Here is a 23,189-nt window from a genome sequence, read left to right as displayed (position 1 = left end):
TCCCACTCTGCGAGAAATCATGGAGTGGGATTTTTTTATAAAAAAATGATTATTTTTTAAATGGGCTCTTCTTGTCCTCGTTCTAATACTTTTTTGAGGGTGCTTGGTGCCGGCTCAGGGGGTTGCTCGCCATTGCACCAGTTGCTCCAGCGTCATGGTGTTCCCGCCGCATACCACCACCAGAATGTTGTTGTAAGGAGCCAGTGCTTCGTGGTCCAGATACAGCGTGGACAGGGCCGCGCCACATGCTGGTTCCACCAGGACCCGATGGTCAGTCAGAAAGCGCAGGCACGCGCTGACAGCCTGTGCGTCACTGACCTGGACGCAGGTGGTGGGATGGGATTGGCTGACGGCATAGGCCTGATCGCAGACCCGGGGGGCGGCTAGCGAGGTCGCTACACCACTTACTTCATTTAGGGTGATGTGTTGACGTTGTCGCACGGACTCTCCCAGGCTTGCTGTGCCCTGAGTTTCGACTGCAATGATCGTGGTCTTGTCCCAGCCTTGTTCCTGCAGGCCCTGAGCAACCCCGCTTAGCAGGCCACCGCCGCCTACGGCCAGCAACACGGCATCGGGCTGTATACCCATCTGCGCCACCTCTGCGATCATGCTGGCGTGTCCCTGCCACAGTAAAGGATCGTCGAAGGGATGGATAAATGCGTCGCCTTCTTGAGCCAGGGTCAAGGCGTAGTCATGAGCTTCCTGCCAGTTCTTGCCCACGACATGCAGCTCGGCTTTTTCCCGTTGAATCAACCGTCTGGCGTGTTCACTGGTGCTTTCTGGGACGATGACCAGCGTGGGGATGGTCAGCCTACGCCCGGCATAAGCTACCGCAATGCCCGCATTGCCACCAGAGGCAATGATGAAGCGTTGTTTGCCTTGTTGGGCGTGGTGCTGGCATAAATGACCGATACCCCGAATCTTGAAAGATCCACTCGGCTGCAAGGCGTCCATTTTTAACCAGATCTGCTTGCCGAGCTGATCGCTTAAGGCGTGTGAATAAATAAGGGGCGTCTCAAGGTGAAGAATCATTTCTTATCGTTCCAGATTTTATAGTGATCTGAGGGGGCGCGGGAGGCGCTCAGCAGCCTGCTCGTCCCATTTTATCGGTCTGAAAGTTTTGTGGCCAAAGATCTTGGCTGCTGTCTGTGGGCGGTCCACTCACGGGAGGAGAAATAGGTTTGAAATCGAGGTTTATATCGTCAGCTCTGTATTTTGTAACTATTTTTATCTGTGAAGTTAAGTCTCTTAATGCCGTTTAATGTGAGGCGGCTTACGAAGTTCATACTCGACTGCACCTTCTTACAATTTCGTGTGCTCCGTCCTTGCTCGTTCAGGCTAAATCAAAGGCTGATCTGATAAAATTCCTGTTAAATCGCCCGACTCAAGACCTTTTTCCGGCTGAAGCTCCGGTTCGGTCTTAAGCGTTTAATTTTATGTGCGTGATAAGCACGGAAACTCATTCCAATCATTCGGGCCATAAAGCAGGCTTGTTTTTTGCTTTGCCTGATCGGAATAAAAACAATAATAACCAGAACTTATTTCTAGAAAAGACGCTGTGGTAGCGGCTCTTAAAGGAATAACGATTTTGTTATGAAAACTGCCACCAGACCTGCTGATATTTATATGCGTTTTTTGCAGCTCGCCGATTCGCTGCATACCTTGCCCTGCCTGCCCTGCCTGGACCCGCTCGAAGAGCGTATTCTGGTGCTGGTTGCCAAGGCATCCAAAGACTCCTTGCGCTTGTCGGTGCGAGATGTCATGGCCGTAGAAAGGCTGGGTTCGCCCGCGACCATTCACACACGCCTTAAGTCCATGCGTGAGAAGGGCTGGATCGTCCTGAGTGACACCGAGGATACGCGTCGCAAGCAAGTGGATTTGAGCCAGGCTGCTTTATTGCACTTTGATCGCCTTTCCGCCTGCCTGCTGGAAGCGGCAAATGTTTAAGGGATCAGGTGAAGTTGTGTCGCAGTCTGCGCGATACAGTTCGATAACAAAAAATAGGCTGGCAATAGCGAACCGCTAAGTTTTTTGGCTAGTGTGTTCCGCTTATGGAACCCAAACAGCTGCAGGTCTCAGGGTCAGTACATCAATAAGAGAAATAGACGGTTTAAAAACAATATCCCTATTGCTTGTCCTGCCCAGCTTCCAAGAAGCCCTTTTTTCTATACAGTAGGCTCATTGTCGATTCCATGACTGGAGGCGGGATGCGCTTACCCATATATCAGCTTGATGCTTTTACCGACACATTGTTTGCGGGTAACCCCGCTGCCGTGGTGTTGCTCTCTGAGTTTCCCGACGACGCCCTGCTGCAGTCGATTGCGCAGGAAAACAATCTGGCTGAAACCGCTTTTTTGGCGCCACAAGGCGAGGATTTCCGTTTGCGCTGGTTTACTCCTACGGTAGAGGTGCCTTTATGTGGGCACGCCACTTTGGCCAGTGCGGCGGTTGTGCTGCGCAGTCTGCGTCCAAATGACAGCCAGGTCGTGTTTCATACTCAAAGTGGTGCGTTGACCGTGCGTCGTGATGCGTCCAGCTATGTGATGGATTTGCCAGCACGCCCGGTCACCCGTGTGCCAGATAGCCCTGATTTGGAGCGGGCATTGGGAGCCAGGGTTATCGAGTTATGGCGCAATGACTTTACCCATTTGGCTGTTCTTGAGTCCGAGGAGCAGGTTCGCCATTTGCAGGTGGATGCTGGTGCTCTGCTCGCTTGCGGATTGGACGGCTGTATTGTGACCGCAAAAGGGTCGGGGCGATTTGATATTGTCAGCCGCTTTTTCGCCCCAGGTCATGGCATTGATGAGGACCCGGTGACGGGTTCGGCTCACTGCGCCCTGTTGCCCTATTGGGCGCCTATCCTGGGTAAAACGCAGTTGATGGCTTACCAGGCTTCTGCACGCGGTGGGGTACTCGATTGCTCCTTGAATGGAGATCGTGTGTTTTTGAAAGGTCAGGCCGTTATGTATCTGGAAGGGCATATTAATGTGGCCTGAAGGAAAGTAAGTGGCCGTCTCGTGGCATGAGCTTATTCGACCGGCCTGTTGGAGCGCCGGTCGAATGTCTGTTGAGCTGGTATTGTGCTTATCAGCATAAGGTCCCCTATTTCGTAGACCGCCTTGAGGGGCGGTTTTTATATTTCTGAGCTCTTATGATTCCTGTTGCACCGATTTCTCTATTTCTTTTGGTGATTATTACGCTCGGGCCGCTTGCGTGGGGGATCGTACTGGTTTGGGGTGTTTTGCTCGTAGTCCAGCCCCGGCGTCGGGTTAATTTCAAAAGTAATCCCTGGCCGCGCCTTTTGTGCTGGATCGCCCTGATAGCCTTGGCCGCTTACTACGGTTTTTTCCAATGGACGGTGTATCAATACAAAAAAGAGCAGGAACGTGAGCTGGCCAGCCGTCAACATGTTTTAAAAGAGACCGGTCGCTTTGCTGGTCTTCTGATGCCTGCTGGTACCCAGTTGGAGCTGGCGGTATGGGGAGACCCGGATAGCGTGGCCTGGGCCCGTTTCCCGGAGGCGGTGGGGGTGGCCAAGGCTCCCGTCCTGTCTTTTGAGCGCCCCCGACCGGATCTGGCTGATTCCCATTGGCATATGCAGCTGGCGCGGGACGTGGAGTTGGAGGGGTGGCTTTGTGACAGTAGCCAAGTCGTTGAAATGCAACAAGATCCACTGGCTGAGGATGGGTTTCGACTTGCTAGCTGTGTCTTGGCCGAAGGTAACCGGATTACTGCCTGGAGTCCCTACGCTGCCGCGTTCAATCTGAGTTCAGCGCCGGATTTGGTTCTGGCTTTGCCCAAGGGGACTCGGGTGCAAGCCAGACCTGAAGGGACACGGTATACCAATGGAGAGCGAGATCAGGATCGCTGGTTGCTTCGTGTGGAGGCGGAAGGGTTGCAACTCAGCGCCTGGAGTCTGCCCCTAGAGCGTGCCTACTTGGCAGTCGATGAACATCAAAAACTGCTTTATTTGTCGCATGCCCAATTGGCACAGGAAACACAATGGGGTGGTTTCACCTATCCGGTGGGAACGCAGTTTTCCAGCCCCAACTATCGGCTTTTTCCGCAATGGCCGCTTTTATTGAAGGCGGTAGTGCCCGCCCAAGGGGATTCAGTCCCGACACAGGAGCGCATTCATGCGTTGCCGGGTGGAGAAATTTTGGACGAATTTCATTAAGTAACGGCAGCAGTTCGATTTTTTTTAGCTTTAAGTGTCATTTTTTCGGCTGTCAGTGCAATTAAATAAGGCGAATTCGTTTTGCCTGCCTCAAATTTGAGTTACTGTAAGCTTTTGAAGCGTTTGTATAAAATAAAAACGTATCGTTTTCAAAATGAACAGTCACAGAGGTGGTGACGATTGTTTCGCTTTGGCGGTCGTGGTGTTTTGAGCAGGAGCGAATCTGCCGACCCCGGCCCACCCTATTGCTGGCTTAACTGGACAAGGTTAGATGCCGCTATGACGACATATCAGGGAGATCTGCTCGAGCATACGCAGGCTCACGCCCAAGCTGCTTACTGGTTTACTCGCTTGAACTCGGGTGAAGCGACGGCGGCCGAATTACGTGAGTTTGAGGATTGGCGCCGTGACAATCCAGAAAACGAACGTTCTTATCGCTATATTTGTTACTTTTGTGACGCCAGTCTGGATGCCCCTGAGCATGAAATCCGTCGTTTATTGGCAAGCTCGGCGGATAAGATCATCGTACTCAAGCCCTATCACCGGGTCTTACTGAGCGCTTTGGTATTGTTGGCGCTGGTGTTGACGGTCTTTTTTTCCTGGCCCGAGCGGGTGCTGCGACAAGCGCATCTGGTGTCGGGCGAGCAAGCGCTGGAGCAGCGTGCGGATGGACTGGTGCTGTTATTGGGGCCCGACTCCGCACTTGAGCTGCGAGAGTATGAGGACCGCTTGAATGTGCAGTTGCTGCGTGGTCAGCTCACCTTGCAATTGGCGGATCAAGCCCAGAAAAGTGTAACGGTATTTACCAGTTTTGCGCAGGCACGTAGTAATCAGGCGCAGTTTTCTGCCTGGCTGGATAATAATCAGATGAAGTTTACGGTCATGGCTGGATCGATCGAGGTGTCCAGCGGGACCTGGTGGCGTCGCCAGACGCGGGTGCTGATTCCCGGTCAACATGTCTTTGTGGATCGATGGTCTGGGATGAAACGGGTTCAACCCGCTCCCATAGCGTTGAATAAGGCCGACTAATAGTCGGCCTCTTACATTTTGGCGAGCCTAGAACATCCAGTTCAGGAACAGTTTGCCGTTTATATCGGCACGGCTGTCACCCCATAAACGGGTCTGGGCCGACAGTCCTACACGCAAGCGTTCGGTTTGCTGCAGGCTGACGCTGGCTCCCAGTGACAAGGCATGGCGATCCACCCGTGCATAGCGACCCTCAAAGCCGACGGCCGGAGCACTGGCAAAAGCGGCCTGCTGGGTTTGATGGCGGTGCAGCAAGGCCTGTTCCCAGGCCAGCGAGACGGACGTGTGCAGTTGGCGATCCTGTCTGAGGTCCCAGTTTTGACGCAAGGTCAGCCCGATTGAGGCCTGCAAGGCTTGCTGACGGCTGGAATCCAGACGTAGACGGCTGGCGGCATCCCCCTCTTCTTCCAGACCGGGACGACGGTAATGGATGTAATCCAGGGCCAGAACGGGGCCGATGCTGCCGCTCTCGCCCAGAGCCCAGTTGTATCCGGTCTGTATGCCTGCCGAGAGGGCATGACCGGTCCAATCCGCCGCGGGGCGCGCTTGATAGCCCGCAACGCTGATAGTGCGGTTCATCTTGCCCTGCTCCATGCCCACTCGTACGTTAGCCAGGCCGTTCCAGCCTGGCTGAGTATCGTCACGGTAGCGGGCATGGATGCCCAGACCCAGGCCGGTCAACTTGCTCTTGGCTTGGAAGGGGGCGTCGATATTCACGTGTTGCTCGTTGGCATTGCCGTGTATGCCCAGGCTCCAGTCACTGCCTTCAGCACGATGTTCAGCCCCCAGCATGACGCCATAGGTTTCGCTGCGGTGGTCCACATCGTTGCTGCCTAATTGCCAGTGATAGCGACCGCCGTACGTGTGGATGAAGCTTTGCCAGCCACTGTGGGTGTTGCCCCTGGTTTGACGCAGTTGTTCGGACACCAGCTGTTCACGGCGCAAGGAGGCAGCGGTTTGAGCGGCGTAGGCACCTGCGCTTAACTGATCCAATGCCAGTCCAATATCGCTGCCATCTGCACGCGAGAAGTCCATGGCCTGATACACGGCTGCTAGAGCTTGCGTGTCTGAGGAGGCCTGTGCCAGGCTGAGGCCCACTGCGGCAGCATTGGGCGAGGCTGCATATTGCGAATAGGCATCTTGATGACGGCTGACGGTCCAGCCCGTGTCGGTGCTTTGTACCTGCAAGGAGGGAGAGGCCAGGGTTGCGCTGTACACGGCAAACTGCCCTTGCGTCTGACTGGCGGTGAACACCTTGTTCTGATCCAGCGTCCAGCCGTTCTGATACCAGTCCGGTTGCAAGTCCACCTGCAGTTCACCATCGAGCTGAGCCACACCCTGTACGTTAATACGGTCGTTCTGGGTGGTGGATGCTTCCGCCAGAATCCGGCCCTGGGCACCTTGGACAAAATTGCCCTTGATCGTCATGGTCCCGTAAGAGTTACCTGGACTGAGCGTGCCGTTATTCGTGAAGTTGTATTCGGGATTGAGGATAAATTGGCTATGGCCGTACAAGGTCGCACCTTGATCGACACGCAGGCCATACAGCTCATGTTCTCCATTCAAGGATGTGGCGCCCCCGGCGATGACGACCGCCAGATTGTTCAGGCCTTTGATATTGCCGTCATAGCGCATCTGGAAATCGGGGTCGGCATTGGCGGTAGCGCGGCCGTTCTCATCGGCCTTCTGTCCAAAGCTGATACGGGTCAGCAACAGGTCCCCATTGGCGTCACGGCGATTGTAATCAGAAGTAATGTCGCCTGTAATGGTTGCGCCCTGCAGAACATGGATGTTTTGCACCCAGGCATTGTCCGCGATATGGATGGCCGCCTTCCGGCCCGACAAGGTGCCCGACAGGTCATACCGCTTAATCAACGCGCCTTGCAAAATCGTTGGTACAGCAAGACCTTGCCCTTCCGACTCGACGAGCCAGGAGCCGTGATACTCATCGTCGCTTCCCATGGCATTCTGGCCAAAATCAAACAAGGTCCCGATGCCATCCTGACCGTCTGCCCGGACTTCGCCTTTCTGGACAATATGGTGATGACGTCCATAGCTAAATTGCAGGCCACGCCCATACGCTCCCAGCGCATGAATTCGGGTAGCGTCCGGGATGATAAGGGTGTTTTCGCTGCCATCGACACGTACACCTACGCCCCCGGGTCCCGCACTGAGCAGGTCCGCTGCCTGGGTGATGGTGTTGCGTTCGCCATAAATATGCAGGCCCAGACCCTGCGTGGCCCTGTTGTATTGGCCAGGCAGGTAGGCAGTGCCTGCTTGGTTACGTGCAAAGTAGCCCTGCGTGTTGGTCAGGGTGATGTCGTTGCCGTAGACCGAATAACCAAAGAAATTGCGGCGATCAATATTCAAACCAATATCCTGCAAGGCAGCGATTTCGGCTTCCATCAGATTCACGTAGTTGCGATAAGTCTGGTGGCTCATCAGGCTGTTGCGCAGCTCCGTGTGGCTCATGTAGTTGCGGTCTACCCCGTACTGCGGTTTGTCATGGTAGTTCAGGATGCTGACGGGGATGCCCGGCATAGCGCCGTTGAGCACCTCTTGCACATGGCTGCCGGTGAAATACCCGTTGTCCTGGCGCAGATCAAAGGCATTGGGCTCGTAAGGATTGCTGCACACGGAGCACAGGATTTTTTGCCCTGGGGTGGGTGCGCGGCCCTGATCGTCGCGCAAACCCAAGGCCCATGGGCTCAGATCGTTCAGAAAATAGGGGTCGGGCGGGTCGTTGCTGTTTTCAGCCAAGTTGTCCGCCACCGTGTTGCTGATCCCTAAAGCGTGGGCCAACTCGTGGAAAATCACGGCGTTGTAGTCCACTTTGCCCGTGATGGGCAATTGGCTGGGGGTGACGGGGGCGGTATCCAGATCCAGTTCTCCAACCCCGATAACAGCGTCGGGGTTGTCGGGAGAGCCCGGGAAGATGCCTTGTAAGCGTGCCTGCAAGGCCGATAAGGTGAAATGAGGGTTGGAGGGGCTGGTCAGAGATGCGCCATATGCGTTGGCGTTCTTGCCGTTCATGGTGCCAAGATTGATGACTGCTGGCGTGTAGTTGGCCGGCAGATCGATGATCTCAGCCCAGCGTTCCAGCGCAGCCCGGATTTTCAGTCTGCCATTCTCGTCAATATCGCGGGGGGAAACACGGGGGTCTGTTTGTTCAGTCGTATCGTAGCCCCCATCATCAGGCCCGTAGATTCGTAACTCAAAGGCCTGCTGGCCTTGCTTGTTCAAAATGAATTCTGTTTCGTAGGCATGCGTGCTGCTGGCCCAGCTCAAGGCCAACAGGGTGTGGCCCAGTAGTGCTTTGATTTTGAAGTTCATTGGATCTAAGGAAAGGGGGACGAAAGGTAGAAGGCACTTTCCGTATAAAAGTAAATAAAAGTGTCTTGTTTTGCTACTTATTTCGCTGACGACGGAGGCGATTGAGTAAATGGCGCAACATCTGATTGGACCCTGACGGTAAAGATTTACGCTCGGTCAGCCGTAACCTCTAAGGGATAAAGTGTTAAAGAGAGGAAACTATGTCGATAGAAATCAGTGGGCAGGGGTTGGTACATCAACAAACTATGCCTGTGACCGAGCCTTTGCACGCGACCGCCATGACGCCCCCGGCAGTATCCGGGCAGAATGAAAATGCAGCTGTAGACTCATCGGTGCGTATTACCGTGAGCTTGTCGCCTTTGGGAAAAGAGCTGTCCCTGACGAGTCAGCAGGCCAGCAAGATAGAGCGCGACAAAGATATTGATGACAGCTCCCTGCCCGATGGCATTAAAGAGATTCTTAAACGAATCCGTGATTTGAAAGAGCAGATTCAACAAAAGTTGATGGAGCTGCAGCGAATTCAGGCCAATGACACATTGAGCGAAGCGCAGAAAAAACAGGAATTGGAACGTGTGCAAGCGGAGCTGACCAGCCTGAACGGTGCCTTGTCCAGTGCGCATGCCATGTTGAACAAGGTCATGGACGACATTGAGCTAGGTGGCGAAGCTCGTATGGAGGTCGGGGATTTATTGATGAAATAAAGGTCAATCCACTGGCTCTGGGGGGCGGCTTGAAGCGCCACCCGCAGTGCCAGTGGAACAGCATGATCCCGTTGCTGCATTCTTCACGGGGGCCGATCATCGGTGACCCGGCCCAGCACGTGTTCAGGGCTGGGCCGCTACCGTCAATGCCTGTGCGATCTTGTGATTGAGCTGGTGAGGCGACATGAGTTCGGCGCTGACCTGAGCCCGGGTATGAATGATGTAGGCGGTCGACGGTTTCAGGTCAATGCAATACACGACCAGCGAGCCGCCTCCTAAAGGGGCAGCGCCAATATACACGCCCAATTCGTCGCTGATGCTCGGATCAGTGCGCTGATGGTACCCCTCCCCTGCAGCCGTCTGTCTGACGGTATCCACACACTGGGCTACGCTTAGGCGGGAGATGGAGCGCTGCTCGGCCTCCAGCTCCAGAGGGTGCAGGTGCTGGGCGTGTGCCGTCCAGGCGCCCTGCAGTAATGCGGCCATCAAAACCCATTTGCTGACTGTGCACATGATGTCCTCCCGCAGGAGACGATGGAACGTTCAGCATAGACCTGATTGATAAGGACAGGCTTTGACAGCGAGTAATTCAGCGGGAAAGTCGGGTTTTTACTGAGGCAAAAACGGGACGTTCAGCGACAGGGATGGAACAAGACCGTTGCAGGTGTTTCGCCCCTGTGCCGTGCTGGTGGCCCAAGCGGACCAAGATGCTTCGTACAGCGCTGAGTTCGCAGGCTGATGCCAGATAGGGACAGGAGCGACCGGCGGCAGGTCCAATATTACTTCCCGATGCAGAAACTGGAGAAAATCTCCCCTAGCAAATCGTCGCTGCTGAACTCGCCGGTAATCGAGCACAGGTCCAGGTGGGCCAGACGCAGTTCCTCTGCAAACAGATCCAGCACCTGATCGCTGTGGGTGGCATGTTCTGCGGCCAGGCTCAGGTGGTACTCCGCCCGTTCCAGGGCCCGCAGATGTCGTTCACGTGCCAGCCAGGGGGATTCACTGCCGGGGTTCCAGCCTGCGATATCCAGCAAGGTGCGGCGCAGTGTATCCAGACCGACATCTTTACGGGCAGAAATGGGCAGCACGGTGGCGCCGCTTTCCTGGGCAGGCAAGGCAGCCTGTTGCTCGGCGCTCAGCAGGTCTATCTTGTTATAGACGCGCAGCACGGGTACGTGCGATGGCAGACGAGTGGTAATGGCACTATCCAGTTCGTCTTGTGGGTTGCGTGCATCGAGCAGATGCACGATCACGTTGGCCTTGGCGATTTCATCCCAGGTTCGGGCAATGCCGATGCGCTCGACCGTATCCTCGGTTTCACGCAGACCGGCGGTATCCACGATATGCAGGGGAATGCCATCAATGTGGATCAACTGCATGACGCGGTCGCGGGTGGTGCCCGCAATATCGGTCACGATGGCCACGTCTTCGCCTGCCAGCGCATTGAGCAGGCTGGATTTGCCCACATTGGGCTGGCCTGCCAGTACGACGTGCAGGCCCTCGCGCAGAATCGCCCCCTGGCGCGAATGCTGCAGGATGCTTTCCAGCTCGTCCTGAATGCCTTGCAGCGTGGCGGCGGCCTGGTATTTTTCCAGAAAGTCGATTTCTTCCTCGGGAAAATCCAGGGTGGCTTCCACCAGCATGCGAAGATGGATAATCCGGTCGGCCAGGGCGTTGACCTTGTTGGAGAACACGCCGGACAGTGAGGCCACCGCACTGCGGGCAGCGGCTTCCGAAGAGGCGTTAATCAGGTCTGCCACGGCTTCAGCCTGGGCCAGATCCAGTCTGTCGTTCAGGAAAGCGCGCTGGGTAAACTCGCCGGGTTCGGCCAGTCGCAGGCCCATCTCCTTGCCGGCTTCCAGGCAGCGATCCAGCAAGCGGCGCAGTACAGCGGGTCCGCCATGTCCTTGCAGTTCCAAGACGTCTTCACCGGTGTAGGAGTGCGGGCCTTTGAAAAAAAGCGCGATGCCCTCGTCGATGGCCTGGCCTTGTGCATCCTTGAAGGGCAAAAAGTGCGCATGACGCGCTTGCAGCGTACGACCAAACAAGGTTTGAATCAGCGTATCAAGCTCCTTGCCGGATACACGGATAACACCAATACCACCCCGGCCGGGGGCGGTGGCAATAGCCACAATAGGGGAAGAGCTGGACATGGTCAGATCGATCAAAGAGGCGGAACAGAACCGTATTGTAATGGAGGCGACGGACGGTTCGGGCTTGGAGCTAAGGCCTGTGCAGGTGGTTGAAATACGTGCGTTTAGGGGGAGTGGCCTAGGCTCTTGAGAATCAGGCAATCAGGCAATCAGGCAATCAGGCAATCAGGCAATCAGGCAATCAGGCAATCAGGCAATCAGGCAATCAGGCAATCAGGCCACTATTGGGATCACTTGGCAGAGCTCAAGGCCATTGAAAAAGCGATGGGCAGTGTCATCACCGCGGCTGTGGCCTGTCGTCTGCGCCTGGGTCCTTAATGGTTGTTGACACACACCACCAGAATTTCCACGCTTTCTCCGTGTTCACACAAGTACAGGTGTCCCAGGTTGCTCTTGAAGTAGATACTGTCGCGCGCTTGCAGTACGTGACGGCGACCGTCCTGAAACTGCATGGTCAACTGCCCTTCAATGACAAAAATAAACTCTTCGCCTTCGTGCTGACTGAAGTCACTGGCATCACGAGGTTTGCCTGCCAGCACGCGCCCATGCATGGGTGTCATTTTCTTGTTGATCCATTCTGAGGCCAGCATGCCGTATTCATAGCGGTGTGCATGGTAGGTGACCGTGCGCGAAGCCCGTCCTACCAAAATATCCATCCCCGATTCGTTCTGGTCGCGCGGCGTTTTGAACAAATCCGACAGATCCATTTTCAAGGCCCGGCTGACGGCCAGAAACTTCTCGTAGCTCAGACCAATCAGGCCACGTTCTGCCTTGGATAGGGTGGATAGGGATACATTGGACAATCGTGCCAACATAAGCAGGGTCAAACCCTGTCGTTTGCGTTCATCGCGTATGCGAGCCCCCATGGCGGTTTTGCTTAATAAATTGGGAGCGGGGTTGGCTAAGTCTTTTGTCATAACCTAAAGAAGTAATAAACGGCTTTCTTATAGATATTATTAATTTTCTTATAAGAAAACTCTGTCCTATTGTATAGAACTACACGCTTTACGCTGGAGAAAGAAGGCATGACTGCGATGTTTGATCCTACTGCTTATCCCTCTACCTCGGTGGAATGGATAAAAAAACTGATTGCTTATGATACGACAAGCCGGGAATCTAACCTGGAACTGATTCACGACGTGCAAGCTTATTTGCAGCAGCAAGGCTTGGAAACGGTGCTGACGCATGACGCCAGTGGTCGCAAGGCCAATCTGTTTGCCACCATTGCCGCCGCCGATGGCACCCGCACCGGCGGCATTGTTTTGTCCGGCCATACGGATGTGGTGCCGGTAGATGGGCAGAACTGGAGCAGCGATCCTTTCAAGGCCGAAGTGCGTGAGGGGCGGCTGTATGGTCGTGGCACCTGCGACATGAAGGGTTTTGTCGGCGTCACCCTGCAACTGGTTCCCGAGATGCTGGCGACCAGGCTGTCCAAGCCGATTCACCTTGCGTACTCCTATGATGAGGAGGTGGGTTGCGTAGGCGCCCCGGTGATGATTGACGATCTGGTGCGTCGTGGAGTCAATCCCGAAGGTTGCGTGGTGGGGGAGCCAACCAGCATGCGTACCATCGTTGCGCATAAAGGCATTAATGCCTATCGCTGCCGTGTGCATGGTCGCGCCGCGCATTCTTCGCTCACTCCCAAGGGCGTGAACGCGATTGAGCATGCGGCGCGCATCATTACCGCTATCCGCGATCTGGCCGATGATTACAAAAGTATGGGTCCGTACGATCATGATTTCGATGTGCCTTTCACGACCTTGCAAACCAGCATGATTCGCGGCGGTATTGCATTGAACACCGTGCCCGATTTGTGTGAGTTTGAATTTGAATATCGCAACCTGCCTGGCGTAGACCCCGAGCCGATCCTGCAGGAAATCCGTGAGTTTATCGATCTGAAGGTTTTGCCTGCCATGCGCCGCGAGCATCCGGATGCCTTGGTAGAGCTGGAAAAGCTGGCCAGCGCCCCCGGGCTGAATCCTGAGGAGCAAGCGGCCATTACCAAGCTGGTACGGGAACTGACACGTGATGACACCGTGCGCAAAGTAGCCTATGGCACCGAGGCAGGCCTGTTTCAACAGGCCGGTATTCCTTCGATTATTTGTGGGCCCGGCAATATTGAGCAGGCTCACCGCCCGGATGAGTACGTGGAACTGGCTCAAGTGGAGCAGTGCGAGCAGTTTTTGCGCGCCTTGATCCGCAGCCAGGCCGTCGCTTCTTAAAAAAACAGACAAACCGGTTTCAACGACAATCCATGACAACAGACAAAGTTACCCAGGAAAACGTGGTGCAGGCGCATGAGCGTCTGCGCCCCTATGTGCGCCAGACGCCCGTGTTCGATTATCAGACCGGGCGTCTGGAGAGCGGCGTCAATTTCAAATTTGAGCATTTGCAGGCCTCGGGCACGTTCAAAGCACGGGGGGCGTTCAACAATTTGCTGAGCTTGTCCGAAGACGCACGCCAGCAAGGAGTGACCTGCGTGTCGGCCGGCAACCATGCGGTGGCGGTGGCCTATGCGGCCCATCAAATGGGTGTGAAAGCTAAGACCGTCATGATCAAGACAGCCAGCCCGGCGCGCGTAGCCCTGTGCCGCGAATATGGGGCCGAGATTGTCTTTGCCGATAACGGCGAGCAGGCGTTCGAGCTGGTGCGCCAGATTGAAAGGGACGAACAAAAGACCTTCATTCATCCGTTCAGCACCTACCCGACGGTATTGGGAACTGCCACGCTGGGCTATGAGTGGTTGCAGCAAGCGGGCAAGCTGGATGCGGTCCTGGTGCCGATTGGTGGTGGTGGGTTGGCCGCGGGTGTCTCGGCCGCCGTCAAGCTATGGCAGCCTGATTGTGTGGTTTATGGCATTGAACCTGTGGGTGCGAACGTTATGGCACTTAGTCGCCAGGCGGGCGAGCCGCAAAAAATTGGCGCGATGCACTCCATCGCAGATAGTCTGATGGCTCCGCATACTGACGAATTCAGCTTCCGCGTGTGTCAGGACAATATCGATACGCTGGTCACCGTCAACGACGACCAGATCCGCGCTGGAATGCACTTTCTGTTCAATGAGTTCAAAATGGCCACCGAGCCGGCCTGTGCCGTGGCAACCGCCGCCTTGATGTTTCCCTTGCGCAAACATCTGGCCGGGCAACGGGTGGGCGTGCTGTTTTGCGGCTCCAATACGGATACCGACACCTTTGTCCGCCACATCACTACGCCTGTGGCTCAAGGTTAATCATGACGCTGAATGTGTATGTCGCAAAAGCTCAGGAAGTGTATGAGGGGCTGGAGATGGGCGCTGCCATTGACCTGATGCGCCAAGGCTTTATTGCCCTGCAGCAAGGGCGTATTGATCAGCCTTTACGCACCATTGTGCGCAGCGATTTGTCCTGTGGGTTTCTGGGCATGATGCCCGCCTGCATCAATATGCCCGAGATCTATCCCGAGCCCTTGTACGGCGCAAAGATGGGTACGCTGTTTCCTGACAATGTTCGCCTGGGCAAAGACCCTCATCAAGGCTGTGTACTTTTGATGAGCGGTTTGACCGGCGAGACGCGTGCCATTGTCGATGCCAGCAGCGTAACGGCGTTACGGACTGCAGCGGTCAGCGGCCTGGCAACCGATTTGTTGGCGCGCCCCGATGCCAGCGTGCTGACTTTGTTTGGCGGCGGCCATCAGGCTTTATGGCAGTTGCGTGCCGTCGCGCAGGTGCGCCGTCTGAGCAAGGTCTTTGTGATTACGCGTTCGCCCCAGTCGGCCCAGCATTTTATTGAAGAAGCCCAGGCTTATCTGGACTGTCCCTTGATTGCTGAGGTGTCGGCCGCGCAAGCCGTCTCCCAGTCTGATCTGGTGCTGACGGCCACCAGTTCGGCCACACCTGTTTTGCAGCGTGAATGGCTGCGCCCCGGCACTCATGTCACCGCCATGGGCTCCAGTACGCCGGCCAGCAGTGAGCTGGATGGCCCCACCATGACGGCAGGACGCTTGTTTGTGGACCGCGCCCAATCGACCCGTAACGAATCGGGTGAATTTTTGAATGCCTGCAAGCAGGGTTATCTGTCCGCGGATACAGAGTTGAACGAGCTGGGTGCTGTCTTGCAGGGAGAAGCCGCCGGGCGCATGAACGATGAAGAGATCACGATTTTCAAGTCTTTGGGACTGGCATTTGAGGATGTGCTGACGGCAGCTGCTTTGCTAAGCCGCCATGCCGCCCAGGGCAAGGGACGAGTAGTAGCACTTTAATAGCGTCAACTAGAGGTAGGGAGACAAGTGATGAAAAAGCAATGGGCGCAGGTTTTGCTGGGAACAGCGTTGGCATTGGCGTCAGGCCTGTCGGTGGCCAGCAAGTTGCCCGACACCATACGTTTGGTCGTGGGTTACCCGGCCGGAGGAACGGCAGATGCCGTGGCTCGTGTATATGCCGAACAACTGCGTGAAAAACTGGGTGTCAATGTGGTGGTGGACAACCGCGCAGGCGCGGGTGGGCAGGTTGCGGCTCAAGGCTTCTTGCGCTCGCCCACGGATGGTTCGGTGCTTTTGGTGGCGAACAATCACATGATGACCACCCTGCCCCTGACCGTGAAAACAGTCAGCTACGATCCCATGAAGGATTTTGCGCCGGTAGCCGTGATCGCCAAATTCGAGCATATCTTTGTGGTGGGCAAAACCACGCCCGCCAATACCTTGGCAGAGTATGTGGAGCTGGTGCGCAAGGAGCCGGAAAAATACGGCCACTACGGTATTCCCGCCCCTGGCAGTGCCCCCCAGTTCATGGGTTACAGTATCGCCAAAAAGAATGATATCCAGATGTCTCCTGTGCCTTATAAAGGCGGCGCCCCTTTGATTAATGACCTGCTGGGCGATCATATCCCTGCTGGGGTGGATGCCGTGGGCATGATTACTGAACATGTTGCCGCCGGTTCAGTTCGCGTGTTGGGAATTACAGGCGAGCAACGTCTGCCTATTCTCAAGGATGTGCCTACCTTTGCAGAAATGGGCTACGGAGACCTGAAGGCTTCGGGCTGGATGGGAATCTTTGCGCCCCTGGGTATGGAGCCGGAAATGGTCAAGCAGTTCCAGGATGCGTTCAATGAAGTGGCCAAGCTGCCTAAAATTGAAAGCGCGATTGTGCCGATCGGCTTTCGACCCGAGTCGGGCGATGCGCAGGAACTGGCCCGTACGGTTCAGGCGGATCTGGATACCTGGGGACCGATCATCAAGGAGTCGGGGTATTTGCAGCAGTAAGGTGCCAGACCAGGCACAACAAAAAACGCCCTGCCTTTGTGTAGGGCGTTTTTGCGTGCAACGGGTTTATTTCACCGGCGTACACAACTCCACCACGATGCGCTCGGGCGTCTGTACGTAAGACACCATCTGCCCCCAAGGCTTTTCCTGTGGTGGCGCCAGTTCTGTGCCCCCTTCTGCCAGCGCTTTGGCATGAGCGGCAGGTACGTCGTCACACACCAGGGCGATTTCGATACCCAGCGGTACTTCTGACGCGTGCGGTGATAAATGACCCTTTGGATAATTCATGTACGCCAGCATTTCCGCCGCAAAGGACAAGGTCGTTTGGCCGGTTTCCAGCTCGCCGTACAGCCCGGTCTCATGCAACATTTTGGTGGACAGGCCAAAGGCGCGATTAAAGTAGTCCAGTGCCTGGCCGACGTCAGGAACATAGATGATGGTGTAGCCAAATTTCATGGTGGGACTCGGTAGGAAAACGCAGGGCCAGTGCAAATAAGATCGGCCCCCCGATTGTAGAGCGGGGGGCCGATCTTTTTAGGGCTTTACAGACCCGGCCAGGGTTTAAAGCTGTCCGCGTCTGCTCAGTTCCGCTCGCACACCTGCGCCATAGGCGGGGTCTGCCTTGGTGAAGTGGCCCAGCTGACGCTCGATGATTTCTGTCGGCACGCCTGCCATGGCATCGGCAATATTGCTGAACAGACGTTGCTTTTCCTCGTCGTTGAACAGGCGAAACAGATTGCCAGGCTGCGAGTAGTAATCGTCGTCTACCCGGTGATCCCAGTGGTCTGCAGGCTGGCCGTCCAGCGCCAGGGGCGGTTCGCTGCGGGGAGCCTGTTGCCATTCACCTTGGCTGTTGGGCTCGTAGTTGATCGTGCCGCCGTTATTGTCGCCAGTACGCATGGCGCCATCGCGGTGGTAGCTGTGAAACGGGCAACGGGGGGCGTTCACCGGCAGCAGGCCGTGGTTTACGCCCAAGCGGTAGCGCTGGGTGTCGCCGTAGGAAAAGATACGGCCTTGCAGCATGCGGTCAGGCGAGTGCCCAATGCCGGGGACCAGATTGGCCGGCGTAAAGGCGGCTTGTTCAACCTGGGCGAAGTAGTTGGTGGGGTTCTCGTTCAGTTCCAGCATGCCCACATCGATGAGCGGGAAGTCGCCATGTGGCCAGACCTTGGTCACGTCAAAAGGGTTGATGTGGTAGTTGCGCGCCTGCTCTTCGGTCATGACCTGAATACGCAGCGCCCAGCGTGGGAAGTTGCCCTTTTCGATGTTCTCGTACAGATCGCGTTGCGAGCTTTCACGATCCTGGCCCACTACCTTGGCCGCTTCTTCATTGGTGTAGTTGGCAATGCCTTGCTGGGATTTGAAGTGGAACTTCACCCAGTGGCGCACACCCTTGTCATTGATCAGGCTGTAGGTGTGGGAACCAAAACCGTGTTGTTGGCGAAGGTTACAGGGCAGGCCCCGATCGCTCATCAAAATAGTGACCTGATGCAAGGATTCAGGCGACAAGGACCAGAAATCCCAGGCAGCGCTCATATTGCGCAGGTGGCTGCGCGGGTCGCGTTTCTGTGTATGGATGAAGTCAGGGAACTTCAATGGATCCCGTATAAAGAAGACAGGAGTGTTATTGCCCACGAGGTCCCAGTTTCCGTCTTCCGTATAGAACTTGATGGCAAATCCTCGAACGTCGCGTTCTGCATCGGCGGCTCCTGCTTCACCAGCTACGGTGGAAAAACGTAAGAAAACGGGGGTGCTGCTGCCTGGCTTGAAAACCTTGGCCATGCTGTACTGAGTGATGTCGTGCGTCACGGTAAAGGTGCCGAACGCGCCCGAGCCTTTGGCGTGCACCACGCGTTCCGGGATGCGTTCACGGTCAAAGTGAGCCAGCTTCTCCAACAGCCAATAATCCTGCATCAGGACGGGACCACGGGGGCCTGCCGTCATGGAGTTCTGGTTCTCCTCAACAGGACGGCCGGCGGCGGTCGTCAGGGTTTTCTTACTCATTGTGATTCTCCGTTGAAGCTGACCCGACCTGAGGGGGCGGGTCGTTTTAAGAAGTTGAGATCAGTCTACTGGCCTTGGTCGAAATAGTTAAATCAAATGATTTTAGTGAACGCATAGTTTTTCGCTATATTGACGGGCTTTCCTCCCGATCATAGCGGTAAGTAGAAACACAGAAAATGACATTTCTACGAACGGGCCAGACAAGGAACGTTAATAAATGACCAAAGACGGGTTTTTAGTGCGGTGTGACAAAGCATTATTGGCAGGCCGTCGCGTTTAGTGCAATCAGGTATAAGCAACAGGCGAAAAAAAACCCCGCTAAGGGTAGCGGGGTTTTCTGGGCCAGAACGAATTAGCTATTGGCGGCTTTCGCGCTGTTCTTTTCGATCTGCACCATGATGTAGCGCTGCTGGGCGATGGACAAGATGTTGTTCACGCACCAGTACAGAACCAGACCGGCGGGGAAGAAGAACATCATGCCACCAAAGACCAGAGGCATCAGCATCATGACCTTGGCTTGCATTGGATCAGGCGGTGTTGGATTCAGCTTGATCTGCAAGAACATGGTACCCATCATGATGGCGGGCAGAATCATCCAGGGGTCGCGCGCGGCCAAGTCGTGAATCCACAGAATCCACGGCGCACCGCGCATCTCGACGCTGCCCAGCAGCACCCAGTACAGCGCAATGAACACAGGGATCTGAACCAGCATGGGCAAACAGCCGCCCAGCGGGTTGATCTTCTCGGTGCGGTACATCTCCATCATGGCGGCATTCAGCTTGGCCTTGTCGTCGCCATACTTCTCGCGCAGCGCTTGCATGCGAGGAGCAAATTGCTTCATCTTGGCCATGGAGCGGTAGCTGGCGGCCGACAGCGGGAAGAAAACCAGCTTGATCAGCACGGTCAGCGCCACAATGGCCCAGCCCCAGTTACCCAGCAAGGAGTGCAGCCAGGTCAGCAGTTTGAACAAAGGCTTGGAGATGATGGTCAGCCAGCCGTAGTCGACGACCAGATCCAGGCCGGTTGCCAGTTGCGACATGGCTTTCTGGTCTTGTGGGCCGACCCACAGGGAGGCGTCCACAGCCTTGCTTTGGCCGGCATCAATCGAACCGACCGATTCCAGCGTGCGCACGGCGTACAGGTTGTTGCCCAGCTTCAGGATCTCGTTGGTGCGCTGCACGTCCTGGACCGGAACCCAGGCGGTTGCAAAGTAATGCTGCACCATCCCGATCCAGCCGTTATCGACGTTGCGCGCGTAGCTGGCCTTGTTCTTGTCGATGTCCGAGAAGGTGATTTTCTGAAACTTGTCGCCGCTGGAATAGACCACAGGACCGGTGAAGGTGCTGTACAGGCGGGACGAATCAGGTGGGTTATTGCCGTCGCGGGTCAACTGCAGATACAGGCGCGGGTCAATGGCAGCGCCGCTATTGTTCTGGATGTCGTGACGAACCTGAATGTCGTAGCGACCCTTGTGCAGGGTGTAGGTTTTGGTGACCTTCACATCGTCCGAGGTGGCTTCGAACACTACATCCAGCGTGTCGCCGGTCATGTTGTGCTGGGTCGAGACCAAGGTGAACGGGGTCAGGTGATTGGGCAGGGTCTGCCCGGCGGCGCCCACAATACCGGATTGGGCCAGGTAGATGGAGGCCGGCGAGTTGTCCAGCAACACCATGGGTTGTTCAGGATTCTCGGGCGAGCCGTATTTCAACAGTTCCGCTTTGACCAGCTGGGCACCTTCGGTGCTAAAGCCAAGCTTGTAGACATCCGTTGTAATGTCGATGGTTTGCGCTGTCGCGGACACCGCGCTGTTGCTCGATGGCAAGGCAGCAGACGCAGTGGGCTCTTGAGCAGCGGGAACACCCCCATTTTGGGCAGGTTCGTCGGAAGCTGCTGGCGCTTGTGTGGTGGCCGGGGTAGAGGCAAACAGCGATGGCTTGCCGTTATATTCCTGCCAGTTGTTCCACAGCAGCAGCAGTGCAAAGGAGAAGATCATCCAAAGGATGGTGCGTCGGATATCCATAGCGCCTGTATCACATTTATAAAGCTGAGCAAAAGCTTAGCAGTTTAACGTAGCTGGTCTGCAAACAGGGGGTTGCCTTGAAAAACAAGGCGCAGACCAGGACGATTCTAGAAAGTGTTGCGGTCTTCGGGCGTGCGAGCGGGCACGGGATCATGCCCTCCCTTGCACCAGGGATTACAGCGGCAGATACGCACACCACCGAGCCAGAGCCCTTTGAGCGGGCCATGAATGTCAATGGCCTGTAAGGCGTAGTTCGAGCAGCTGGGAGTAAAGCGGCAGTTTCGTCCGATCCAGGGGCTCAGGAAAAACTGGTAAAAGCGGATCGGCGCTGACGCCAACTTGCGCATCATGGCCGTACCTTGGCAAACAAGGTGTCGGCTTCGGTGCGAACCAGTTGCTTTAAGGCGGTTAGCGACACCTGGGGTACCTTGCTGTGCAGCCGAAAGACATAGGCGGCATTGGGCAAACCTGCGCGTTTGTGGCGGAAGGTTTCACGCAAGATACGTTTGATGGTATTGCGGGTGACGGCGCGATTGGCAAAGCGCTTGGGGACGATCAGTCCCAAACGGGCGCCTTCGGTTTGCTGTGGATCTTCGCCGCGAGAGCGAGTGACCACGAACAAAGCCCCGCGACCTACGCGTTGTCCCTTAAGTGACAGAGCGTATTCGGTGGGGCTATGTAAGCGAGCCGTAGCTGGAAAGGAGGCACGCATGATGCGTAACGTGGGAGCCGGGCTTTAGAAAGATCTATTGCCCTGGGCCACGCATCCCGACATGGCTTATACAGCCAGACGTTTGCGACCTTTGGCGCGACGTGCGTTCAAAACAGCGCGACCACCGCGAGTTTTCATGCGAACGCGAAAACCGTGGGTACGCTTGCGACGGGTAACAGAGGGTTGGTAGGTGCGTTTCATGGTGTATCCAAAAAAATGAGCCGCCAGAAATCGCAGAAAATCTCCACCCCGACAGCACAAAGGCTTGGGATCTGGCAACAGAAAATCGTGTTAAGCCCGTCATTTCAGCAAATTCTTTCTGTTGTGTCAATTATTTAGCCCGATATTACGCAACTAAATTTGTTAGCCTGTGGATAACTTGGCACAGCTCAGGGTAGAATCGAGGTTTACAGAAGTGATGACCGATGAATGAATTCTGGCAGTCCTGCGTTCAGAAATTGGAGCAGGAGCTTCCCCCCCAACAAATAAGTGCGTGGATTCGTCCACTGGTTCCCCTGGACTTCGATAGTGAGGCCGGGGTGTTGCGCGTTTCTGCTCCTAACCGTTTCAAGCTGGATTGGGTCCGCAAGAATTTTGCTACGCGCATCGAGGAACTGGCCTCGGATTTCTACGAATGTCCCGTAACGGTTCAGTTCGAGCTACCTTCGGCCAGCGCGGCGCCTCGTCGCGCCCTGGCTGACCGGGCCGCGCCCGCGCCTGCCGGCAGTCCAGCCGGTGAGAACCTGGCCCCGCCCGGCGCCAATCCGGCCGTGACCGCGGTGGTGGATGCGGTACAGGATCGCTCGCGCCTGAATGCCGAACTGACCTTCGACAATTTTGTAACGGGTAAAGCCAACCAGCTGGCACGCGCTGCGGCCTTGCAGGTGGCCGAGAATCCTGGTGTCTCCTATAACCCGCTCTTTCTGTATGGTGGCGTGGGTTTGGGCAAGACACACCTGATTCACGCGATCGGCAATGCGCTGGTCGCCAATGGCAATGGTGTGCGGGTACGGTATGTCCATGCCGACCAGTACGTGTCAGACGTGGTCAAGGCCTACCAGCGCAAGGCGTTTGACGAGTTCAAGCGTTATTACCATTCGCTGGATTTGCTGCTGATTGACGATATTCAGTTTTTTGCCGGCAAGAACCGCACGCAGGAAGAGTTTTTCTACGCCTTTGAAGCGATGGTGGCCCAGCGCAAGCAGATCATCATCACCTCGGATACGTACCCCAAAGAGCTGGCCAATATTGATAGCCGCCTGATCTCGCGCTTTGACTCCGGTCTGACCGTGGCCATCGAGCCACCCGAGCTGGAAATGCGTGTAGCAATTTTGCTGCGCAAAGCTCAGGCCGAAGGCATCGCCATGCCGGAAGAAGTGGCCTTCTTTATCGCCAAGCATTTGCGCAGCAACGTGCGTGAACTGGAAGGAGCTTTGCGCAAGGTCTCGGCTTATGCCCGTTTTCATGGTCGCGATGTCCTGACGGTGGAAGTGTGCAAGGATGCGCTCAAGGATTTGCTGTCCGTCTCCAATGGGCAGATCACCGTGGAAAATATCCAGAAAACCGTAGCCGATTTTTATAAAATCAAGGTCGCGGATATGTACTCCAAGCGCCGCCCCGCCAATATCGCCATGCCGCGTCAGGTGGCCATGTATCTGGCCAAGGAACTGACCCAAAAGAGTTTGCCGGAAATTGGCGATCTTTTCGGTGGCAGGGACCACACAACGGTGCTGCACGCAGTGCGCAAGATCTCGGACGCACGCACCAAGCAAGCCGAATTGAATCACGCATTACACGTACTGGAACAAACTCTCAAAGGATGACC

Annotated in this window: 21 protein-coding genes; 10 read left to right on the top strand and 11 right to left on the bottom strand. The window is 55.7% G+C overall.

The genetic code is table 11. From position 1 onward, the window contains the following. Positions 1-114: 114 nt before the first annotated feature. Positions 115-1,032, bottom strand: a complete 918-nt coding sequence (locus V6936_RS15215; protein WP_039943139.1) for a pyridoxal-phosphate dependent enzyme — start codon at positions 1,030-1,032, stop codon at positions 115-117. A 561-nt stretch (positions 1,033-1,593) separates the two neighbouring features. Between V6936_RS15215 and V6936_RS15210 the strand changes: the two genes are divergently transcribed. The 4 genes from V6936_RS15210 (at position 1,594) to V6936_RS15195 (ending at position 5,206) form a co-directional block, all read left to right on the top strand. Continuing rightward, on the top strand, positions 1,594-1,947 hold the full coding sequence (locus tag V6936_RS15210) for a hypothetical protein (protein WP_003800802.1): 354 nt from the start codon (positions 1,594-1,596) through the stop codon (positions 1,945-1,947). A gap of 260 nt (positions 1,948-2,207) precedes the next feature. Further along, complete coding sequence (locus V6936_RS15205; RefSeq protein WP_003800800.1) at positions 2,208-2,996, top strand: PhzF family phenazine biosynthesis protein; 789 nt, start codon at positions 2,208-2,210, stop codon at positions 2,994-2,996. Positions 2,997-3,301: 305 nt separating this feature from the next. Continuing rightward, positions 3,302-4,177, top strand: a complete 876-nt coding sequence (locus V6936_RS15200) for a hypothetical protein (RefSeq protein ID WP_003800798.1) — start codon at positions 3,302-3,304, stop codon at positions 4,175-4,177. Positions 4,178-4,456: 279 nt separating this feature from the next. Beyond that, positions 4,457-5,206, top strand: a complete 750-nt coding sequence (locus V6936_RS15195) for a DUF4880 domain-containing protein (RefSeq protein ID WP_003800796.1) — start codon at positions 4,457-4,459, stop codon at positions 5,204-5,206. Between the two features lie 27 nt (positions 5,207-5,233). Here the strand turns inward: V6936_RS15195 and V6936_RS15190 are convergent, their stop codons facing one another. Then, positions 5,234-8,536, bottom strand: a complete 3,303-nt coding sequence (locus tag V6936_RS15190) for an autotransporter outer membrane beta-barrel domain-containing protein (RefSeq protein WP_219235375.1) — start codon at positions 8,534-8,536, stop codon at positions 5,234-5,236. Positions 8,537-8,736: 200 nt separating this feature from the next. Here V6936_RS15190 and V6936_RS15185 point away from each other — a divergent pair, with 200 nt between their 5' ends. Then, a complete protein-coding gene (locus V6936_RS15185; protein ID WP_230406228.1) occupies positions 8,737-9,237 on the top strand; it encodes a hypothetical protein in 501 nt (166 codons plus the stop codon). Positions 9,238-9,360: 123 nt separating this feature from the next. On the opposite strand, the gene V6936_RS15180 is transcribed toward V6936_RS15185, so the two are convergent. The 3 genes from V6936_RS15180 to V6936_RS15170 all read right to left on the bottom strand — a co-directional run bounded on the left by V6936_RS15180 (position 9,361) and on the right by V6936_RS15170 (position 12,307). Beyond that, positions 9,361-9,750 (bottom strand): DUF6180 family protein, encoded by a 390-nt coding sequence (locus V6936_RS15180; protein WP_003800789.1) that lies wholly within the window; start codon positions 9,748-9,750, stop codon positions 9,361-9,363. 266 nt (positions 9,751-10,016) lie between these two features. Then, the gene (gene mnmE / locus V6936_RS15175; protein WP_336580055.1) at positions 10,017-11,390 is read right to left on the bottom strand and encodes a tRNA uridine-5-carboxymethylaminomethyl(34) synthesis GTPase MnmE; all 1,374 of its coding nucleotides are present in this window, start codon (positions 11,388-11,390) and stop codon (positions 10,017-10,019) included. Between the two features lie 314 nt (positions 11,391-11,704). Next, positions 11,705-12,307, bottom strand: coding sequence for a helix-turn-helix domain-containing protein (locus V6936_RS15170; protein ID WP_230406229.1), 603 nt, complete (start codon positions 12,305-12,307; stop codon positions 11,705-11,707). A gap of 108 nt (positions 12,308-12,415) precedes the next feature. On the opposite strand from V6936_RS15170, the gene argE reads away from it, so the two are divergent. Genes argE through V6936_RS15150 form a run of 4 tightly spaced genes read left to right on the top strand, consistent with a single transcriptional unit; the run spans position 12,416 to position 16,628 of the window. Continuing rightward, the gene (argE, locus tag V6936_RS15165; RefSeq protein WP_336580054.1) at positions 12,416-13,612 is read left to right on the top strand and encodes an acetylornithine deacetylase; all 1,197 of its coding nucleotides are present in this window, start codon (positions 12,416-12,418) and stop codon (positions 13,610-13,612) included. A gap of 32 nt (positions 13,613-13,644) precedes the next feature. After that, positions 13,645-14,619, top strand: a complete 975-nt coding sequence (locus V6936_RS15160) for a threonine ammonia-lyase (protein WP_003800781.1) — start codon at positions 13,645-13,647, stop codon at positions 14,617-14,619. 2 nt (positions 14,620-14,621) lie between these two features. Then, positions 14,622-15,626, top strand: coding sequence for an ornithine cyclodeaminase family protein (locus V6936_RS15155; protein ID WP_003800779.1), 1,005 nt, complete (start codon positions 14,622-14,624; stop codon positions 15,624-15,626). Positions 15,627-15,656: 30 nt separating this feature from the next. Beyond that, positions 15,657-16,628, top strand: a complete 972-nt coding sequence (locus V6936_RS15150) for a tripartite tricarboxylate transporter substrate-binding protein (protein ID WP_059318432.1) — start codon at positions 15,657-15,659, stop codon at positions 16,626-16,628. A gap of 66 nt (positions 16,629-16,694) precedes the next feature. On the opposite strand, the gene V6936_RS15145 is transcribed toward V6936_RS15150, so the two are convergent. The 6 genes from V6936_RS15145 to rpmH form a co-directional block, all read right to left on the bottom strand. Beyond that, the gene (locus V6936_RS15145; protein WP_003800776.1) at positions 16,695-17,084 is read right to left on the bottom strand and encodes a VOC family protein; all 390 of its coding nucleotides are present in this window, start codon (positions 17,082-17,084) and stop codon (positions 16,695-16,697) included. Between the two features lie 105 nt (positions 17,085-17,189). Then, positions 17,190-18,632 carry a catalase gene (locus V6936_RS15140; RefSeq protein WP_219235382.1) on the bottom strand — a complete coding sequence of 481 codons (1,443 nt, stop codon included), beginning with the start codon at positions 18,630-18,632 and terminating at the stop codon, positions 17,190-17,192. 352 nt (positions 18,633-18,984) lie between these two features. After that, positions 18,985-20,652 (bottom strand): membrane protein insertase YidC, encoded by a 1,668-nt coding sequence (gene yidC / locus V6936_RS15135; RefSeq protein ID WP_059318430.1) that lies wholly within the window; start codon positions 20,650-20,652, stop codon positions 18,985-18,987. 107 nt (positions 20,653-20,759) lie between these two features. Continuing rightward, positions 20,760-21,002, bottom strand: a complete 243-nt coding sequence (gene yidD / locus V6936_RS15130; protein ID WP_035269485.1) for a membrane protein insertion efficiency factor YidD — start codon at positions 21,000-21,002, stop codon at positions 20,760-20,762. Further along, positions 20,999-21,364 carry a ribonuclease P protein component gene (gene rnpA / locus V6936_RS15125; protein WP_003800772.1) on the bottom strand — a complete coding sequence of 122 codons (366 nt, stop codon included), beginning with the start codon at positions 21,362-21,364 and terminating at the stop codon, positions 20,999-21,001. Before rnpA ends, yidD begins: the two co-directional genes overlap by 4 nt. Before the next feature lie 66 nt (positions 21,365-21,430). Beyond that, positions 21,431-21,565, bottom strand: coding sequence for a 50S ribosomal protein L34 (rpmH, locus tag V6936_RS15120; protein WP_003800771.1), 135 nt, complete (start codon positions 21,563-21,565; stop codon positions 21,431-21,433). 224 nt (positions 21,566-21,789) lie between these two features. Here rpmH and dnaA point away from each other — a divergent pair, with 224 nt between their 5' ends. Further along, positions 21,790-23,187, top strand: a complete 1,398-nt coding sequence (gene dnaA, locus V6936_RS15115) for a chromosomal replication initiator protein DnaA (protein ID WP_003800768.1) — start codon at positions 21,790-21,792, stop codon at positions 23,185-23,187. Positions 23,188-23,189: the final 2 nt, after the last annotated feature.

The organism is Alcaligenes sp. CHO6 (assembly GCF_037120595.1).
GTDB classification, from domain to species: Bacteria; Pseudomonadota; Gammaproteobacteria; order Burkholderiales; family Burkholderiaceae_B; genus Alcaligenes; species Alcaligenes ammonioxydans.
The sequence above is the reverse complement of the archived record's forward strand: the minus strand, read 5'-3'. Positions and strand labels throughout refer to the sequence as shown.